6 protein-coding genes and 1 tRNA gene are annotated in these 6863 nt (G+C 29.5%); 6 read left to right on the plus strand and 1 reads right to left on the minus strand.

Going from position 1 to position 6863, the window contains the following annotated elements; translation table 11 throughout:
- Positions 1–1256: 1256 nt before the first annotated feature.
- A tRNA-Thr gene (locus tag HSX44_RS02580) sits at positions 1257–1330 on the minus strand.
- A gap of 982 nt (positions 1331–2312) precedes the next feature.
- Here HSX44_RS02580 and HSX44_RS02585 point away from each other — a divergent pair.
- From HSX44_RS02585 to HSX44_RS02610, 6 genes are all read left to right on the plus strand, one after another.
- The gene (locus HSX44_RS02585; RefSeq protein WP_275602173.1) at positions 2313–3038 is read left to right on the plus strand and encodes a F0F1 ATP synthase subunit A; all 726 of its coding nucleotides are present in this window, start codon (positions 2313–2315) and stop codon (positions 3036–3038) included.
- 61 nt (positions 3039–3099) lie between these two features.
- Entirely contained in the window at positions 3100–3327 is a 228-nt protein-coding gene (locus tag HSX44_RS02590) for a F0F1 ATP synthase subunit C (RefSeq protein ID WP_014868704.1), read from the plus strand.
- Position 3328: 1 nt separating this feature from the next.
- On the plus strand, positions 3329–3808 hold the full coding sequence (locus HSX44_RS02595; protein WP_275602174.1) for a F0F1 ATP synthase subunit B family protein: 480 nt from the start codon (positions 3329–3331) through the stop codon (positions 3806–3808).
- Positions 3809–3816: 8 nt separating this feature from the next.
- A complete protein-coding gene (locus tag HSX44_RS02600; protein WP_275602175.1) occupies positions 3817–4293 on the plus strand; it encodes a hypothetical protein in 477 nt (158 codons plus the stop codon).
- A 624-nt stretch (positions 4294–4917) separates the two neighbouring features.
- Positions 4918–5091, plus strand: coding sequence for a glycosyltransferase family protein (locus tag HSX44_RS02605; protein WP_275602176.1), 174 nt, complete (start codon positions 4918–4920; stop codon positions 5089–5091).
- Positions 5092–5859: 768 nt separating this feature from the next.
- Positions 5860–6863: COX15/CtaA family protein (locus HSX44_RS02610; RefSeq protein WP_275602424.1), on the plus strand; the 1004-nt coding region annotated here is incomplete at its 3' end.

Here is a 6863-nt window from a genome sequence, read left to right on the forward strand (position 1 = left end):
ATTAGGTATATGTGTTTTGTAGATAGGTATGTTGAAGCTTAGAAGATAATGGACAGTGTGATTTGAAATAATAAGTCTCTATGCAATAAGATAGAGTTGATCAACCAGTTTACTCATTTGGAATAAAATATTTATGTGATGATGAGGAAATACTTTAATGCTGATGTGATATTTTAGTTTCTGTAACTAGAGAGTATTAAAGAAACTGGAAAAGATCGAATGTATCTATATGAAATATTTATTTAATATTTATGTACAATCTAAAAAATGTTTGACTATGACAAAGTTATGCACGAATTAAAATGATCTTACTAAAAAAAATAAAGAAAAAGTTTAGAATAGTTTCTTATAAAAAGAATGACCAATCAAAATATTCAGAAATATATTAGCTAATAGTGAAATATCTATCTTAATTTAGCAATAAAGGTTTCTATACATTTAAAATAACACTTCCAATACTCTTTTTAGAGTATTTAGAATCAAACCATCGGGTTTTGGAAACAAAAGGAGCAAGAATACTAACGGCCTACAATTTCAACATCCACAATAGAAAAACTAATGTCTACTGAATTTAAGCAATAGGCATTTTAAAACTATAACTTACCAATTTAATAAAGTTCAAAGGCATCAATAGCTTAGTGTATGAGACATGTAATAAACTGTTATTTTTAAATTTGATTAGATTTAATCTAAAAAATCAAGGTTTTCAATAGCCTATCTGAAAATCTAATCCAGATTTACGCTATGAGAACATACAATAACAGCACATTTTGCTTATCAAAAACACTACTATTTAGCAAATTAGCTGCAGCAACTGCGCTTTACTAAGTAAAACCTTATAAATACAACTTAAGAATAAGTACCAACAAGATCCTGCTAGTAGATTCTAGCTATATACCTTGAGAGCCCAAAAACTTTAATGCTCAACATCAACTTTAATTATAAGCTTTTCCTTGTTCTTTTGCTCCTTCTACAACTACATGTTGTTCCCTATGAAGATTATCCCGTTTTGAACTACTTTTATTTTCAGTATCTTAAGTTTCTTTTTAAAAATCTCAAGGTTACTCCTGAGCTACAAAATTTTACTCTACTTGAGAAACTTTTCCTTTTTAACCTATTCACAGCTTCTTCCTATCTATAATGCAGAACGAGGAGAAATTTAGTAGCTTCTGCTCTTTTTATATCTTCAGGAACTTATTTACTAACGGGTTCTTTCTTACTTATTTCATCTACCATATATTCTTGTTCAGCACACATGCCGGCTGTCGGAATTGAACTGACAACCTACTGATTACAAGTCAGTTGCTCTACCTAATTGAGCTAAGCCGGCTTCAAGTATATATACAATTATCAACGAATTTTCGTCAACTAATTTTTAAAATTATCAAAATACTACATAATAAAATAATATAAGAAAACTTCCATTGAAACCAAAAGAGACTTTAGGATAAAATTTTATTTTTATTAAGCGAAACAACAAAAAATAGTCCTTTTTAGTTGGTAGTCCGGAGGATTTTAATATTATCAAAATTAGTTCTAAATATAGAATCTTAACAAGAAGGATGTTAGCACATAAATCAAGAGTTCCTGATTGCTGTAGAAAGCTAATATAATACCTGATCAAANTTATTGCAACCTACCTTATAATTTTTCGGTAGCATTATTTTAAAAGCGGTTAAATAATATAAAGTTCCCTACAAGTTTGACATTAATATTTCAGAAGAAAGCGGTAAGTTACATTATAACAAAACCTAATTCTAAAAATTATGGCTTTTTTCTATTGATACCAAACCAAGTAGTAACAAACGTTTGGAAAACTTAACCATAGAAGAATTTTGTTTACTAGCAAATGATACACAAAAAGAACTATTTAATAGTCAGGATGGCATATTAAATTGAGATATTATAAATTAAATATAATTAATAAATTTTAAAACATAATTATTAATAATAGTTGACCACTTCAATAAATATTTAATTAATGAATCAACACTACAACAACGGAAAATGCCCTGTATCTTTGCTGAATTATAGTCGCTCTCGCAAACTAAGTAGTATAGCTTACCATATTCTAGCTATGTTAAAATGACTCCCAAAAAGATTTATCTATCAATGAAATTGAATTTGATTGTGAAAGTGATAACCCTACTATAAATGTAACTTTAGACCCAGAATACAGAAAATATTCAAGTTATCAAAAAAAGTGAGTAAAAAAGGCTGTACTACAGAGTATATATCAATCTTAACCCTTGACTTTACTTTATAGAATTCATACTTTATTTACTAATGTATTTTAAGTTTTTATAATAAAAATGGCATTAAATCCGCTAGAACAATTTAAAATATATACAATAATAGAGTTACCTAGATTATTCGGGTACGACATAAGTTTTACCAACTCATCTCTTTTTATGATGATTTCAATAATATCAGTTGCACTTTTCTTGCTCTTAGGAGTAAAGCAAAAGTCAGTAATACCAGGGTATTTGCAAGCTGCAGTTGAGTGTGTATATGGTTTTGTCATTTCAATAATAGAAAATAACACCGGAAGCAAAGGATTGAAGCATATTCCGTTGATATTCACAGCATTTATTTTCACTTTATCATGCAATTTAGTTGGTGTCCTTCCCTACAGTTTTACAGTTACAAGCCATGTGATAGTTACTTTTGCCTTATCGATAATAGTTTTTATTTATACAACTGTTGTTGGATTCAAAGAAAGAGGAATAAAATTTCTACGTATTTTATTACCAGAAGGTACTCCATCATGGCTTGCTCTAATGATGGTTTTTATCAAGCTATTTGCTTACCTCTCAAGACCTATAAGTTTATCAATTAGGCTTGCTGCAAATATGATTGCAGGTCATACAATTATTAAAGTAATAGCAGGGTTTATTGTGAATATGCATTTAGCTCTAACTCCTATACCATTTTTGTTTATAATTGCCCTAATAGGGTTTGAAGTGTTTGTTGCAATTTTACAAGCCTATATATTCACCTCTTTAACATGTGTATATTTGTCAGATGCAGTAAAGTAATTGACTTTATCTTTAGAGCATTTTACAATTAATCCTGTAAGGAAATGGTTGAAGGTAATATATGGATTTAGTAGCTTTAAAGTTTATAGCAATCGGGTTAAGTGTACTTGGCATGCTTGGAGCTGGTACTGGTGTAGCAAATATATTTTCTACCATGTTAAATGGGCTCGCGAGAAACCCTGAATCAGAAGATAAGATGAAAAAATACGTCTATACAGGAGCAGCTTTAGTTGAAGCAATGGGGCTATTTGCATTTCTACTTGCATTGCTATTAATATTCGTTGTCTAATATGCCGCAACTTGACGCTTCAACTTTCTTTTCTCAAGTTTTTTGGTTTTTAATTTTTTTCTCTTCGCTTTTTTTTATAGTATGTTACTTATTTTTACCAAAGTTAGATGAAATAATAAACATCAGAAACAAGAAAGTATTGGATTCTTTTAATAGTTCTGTTCGTCTTCTAAAACTTATAGAAACCCAGGTTACTAGGTACAACTTGGCTTTAAACAAAGCTAGAACACAAGCAAAAAAGATCGTGAGCAATGCACTTGTTCAAGTAGAAGAAATGAGAATAAGTGCAAAAAATATAATAGAAGAGGAAGATAAAAAAATGAATAAACTTGTTGAAGAAAAAGTAGCAAAATTTAAATCTGAATATATCGATGAATTAAAGCAAACAGCTATCGGTATCGCTTTAATTTACTACAATAAGTTAACTAATTCTGAAATTGAAGAGGAATTTGTTACTAACTTGATATTCAAAGAATTTTAGAGGTTTTTATGTCCACATCAATGATCATTGGCCTTGCTTTCTCAATAGGTTTTATCTTTTCATATAGATTATTAAAAAAATTAATAAAAAGTATCCTTAGTAGAGAACGTGACAAGAGCAAGTTTACAAACGAAGAGGTTGAAAAATTCAAAAGAGATATGTTAGAATACTATAAAAAGTCTTCTGAAAAATACAAAAAATTAGATACAGAGGTTAATAAAACAATAAATGAAGCACTCGATAAGGCTAACAGAATCATTAAGTATAATAGACAACAACTAGACCAGACGTTGAATGAGAACGCTCGCTTCCACTTGAAGAAAGTTACTGACCAAGTTGAAAAAGCTATTGGAGATTTACAAGCTAGTACAGCAAATATAGCAGCTGATGCCGTAAAAAAAATAATACAAGTACATCAGGATAACAAGCGCAGTAGTGAGATCATATCTTCACTTTCACGTGATTTAAACAAAAAATTACATTAGGTCTAGTTAGCAATTTTCTGCAGTGATATAGAAAAATTTAAGCTCGATTTCAGTTTACATTAAAGAGCAAGAAAAGATTTTTTATTATAAAATAATACATTTCCTTGGTAAGAATTAAATAATACTACTTTTTTCTATGATTAAAAATATAAATTAAGGTAATAACTATTGGATCAAGGGTTACTATGATGATAACTGCGTATTGATAAAGGTAGGTGTAAACAGGTTTTAGATTCTCTTAACCAAAACCTTTAATATTTCAAAATTTGCAAGTAACTATTTATAGTATAAGAACCCTTAATTTCTCATCCAAGAGCATCAAACTAAGTACGATATTTCTCGCTTTTTTTTATGACTTTAACTTTAATTCCAACAGCAAATTATATATACTTTGCTTTGATGCTTTCATTTAGATTAGGATGTTCTAACTATTTATTTTAATTTATAACTATATTTTTTAACCTATAGTGACTCTTAACCAAAAAATAAATTGTAATGAGTTAAATGAAGAAGGTTATCCTATACGTATATATTATTTTGTTGCCTATTTTCAAAGAATAGTGCAGTGTAGAACAACTCATTGAAAGTATTAAAAGTTTAAATTATTCAGAATCAAAATTAGATGTGAAGCTTTTTACAGAAAAGTACAATCAGGAAATACTTACAACTATAGAAGAATATACTTTATCGCAATACTTTAAAGTAACAAAAGTGTTTCATTCTTTTTCTAAAACAAAAGCTAAGTCATACAATCATGACATGAACTTTGCTAAGAAAAAAGTGCGCGGCAATATATGATTCGAGTAACAAGATAGATCCGCTGCAGTTGAAAAACACTAATTGAACTTAATAAATGCGACGACAAGTTAGCCTGTATGTAGGCGAGTTTAAACAACTACAATTATAGTTACAGTTTTCTTATAAAATCTTTTTCTCTAGAATATATGAACTAATTTCAATATTTATTACCTAGATTTAAAAAAATGAACATATCACCACCTACTAGGTAGTAGCAGTAACCATTACTTAGTGGAATTTTGAGAAAAGCCCTTTTCTGCAATATTTATAATGTCACTAAAGATGCTGACTTAACAAATAAGGTATAGAACTATAATTAGTGATTCGGAGATATTGGAAAAATTACTAACTATCATACTTGTTTGGATTAAGAAAAGAACATACTAGATCAAATATTATGTGCAAACTTACATTACCTATTAAAAAAAATATAAAATTATTCAATAAATGCGCTGAATTTAAAGTAATTTTGCTATTGAATCCCTTCATTAGTTCTGCAACTTTTATACTTCTCACTACTCCATCTTTATTACTTTCATTACTATTAACTAGTATTTTAAATGAATTATTTTTGTATTATTCTATAATAGAGTACATTACTAAAATAGAGTACATTACTAATTTGACTCTTTTGATAAGAACTATCAATCAGCAAAATATGTCTTTATATTTTTATACAATATCAATATTTTCTTCTACCTACAGTCAGATACATAATAGTATTACATCTTTTCTCGCTTTGTGGGAACCAATTATTCATCCTCGGTAATGGAACAAAAGCAATCAAAATCTGTAGTCATCTGGCTCTTCCTCTGCTCTATCATGGTAATCATCATGGTGGGGATTGGGGGGGTTACAAGACTTTCAAAAGCAGGATTATCAATCACAGAGTGGAAACCATTTTCTGGAACATTACCACCATTGAGTGAACAAGATTGGCTGCAAGAAAAATCAAAGTATGAGGCTACACCTGAATATAAAATATTTAACTACGGTATCAGTATGAAGGAGTTTCGTACCTTATATCTAATAGAATATATACATAGATTGGTTGCAAGGCTAACAGGTTTAGCTTTTATTCTGCCATTTATATATTTTCTGCTGAAAAAGAGAATATTTAAAAAGGCAGCAATAAGGCTATCTATAGCACTATTGTTTGGAATATTACAAGCTCTTGCTGGTTGGTACATGGTCAAAAGCGGGCTAGTATCTGAACCTCATGTCAGTCATTACAGGCTTGCACTCCACTTATTGTTAGCATTAATTATTTTTACATTATTATCATATCAATTTTTTGATTACCAAATACGGATCCCAATGTTACGTACACAACAACTATACAAACAGTACAATGTAAGAGTAATTTTCACTAAGAAAGGCATCATCCCAGTGCCCAAACATTGTTATCCAGAAGACTTAACCTTTAACAAACATGTCAAGCGACCATATAATAAAAGCTGGACTCCAATGCCGAGTACTGGAATAACACCATTTGCTGTACAATTTACCTTTAAAAGCAAGTACTTGTACAGTTATATGTTATTACATACTAGGATAATAGAATCCCAGTTTACTAGTTATAGTATATATCACACAATACTTATTCTGACTCTAGTTACTATACAAATAATCTTTGGTGTTTTTGTTGCAGGATTAAATGCTGGTTTAATTTACAATACTTTTCCATTAATGGATGGACAAATCGTTCCAGAAGATTTACTTTCCTTGCAGCCTACATGGCTCAATATCTTTGAAAATAGAGCGACAGTGCA

This window comes from Wolbachia endosymbiont of Onchocerca gibsoni (assembly GCF_029169405.1).
Classification (GTDB): domain Bacteria; phylum Pseudomonadota; class Alphaproteobacteria; order Rickettsiales; family Anaplasmataceae; genus Wolbachia.

Coding starts and splice junctions, on each gene's coding strand:
- HSX44_RS02585 (WP_275602173.1), top strand. CDS start 2,313: ATGGCATTAAATCCGCTAGAACAATTTAAAATATATACAATAATAGAG.
- HSX44_RS02590 (WP_014868704.1), top strand. CDS start 3,100: ATGGATTTAGTAGCTTTAAAGTTTATAGCAATCGGGTTAAGTGTACTT.
- HSX44_RS02595 (WP_275602174.1), top strand. CDS start 3,329: ATGCCGCAACTTGACGCTTCAACTTTCTTTTCTCAAGTTTTTTGGTTT.
- HSX44_RS02600 (WP_275602175.1), top strand. CDS start 3,817: ATGTCCACATCAATGATCATTGGCCTTGCTTTCTCAATAGGTTTTATC.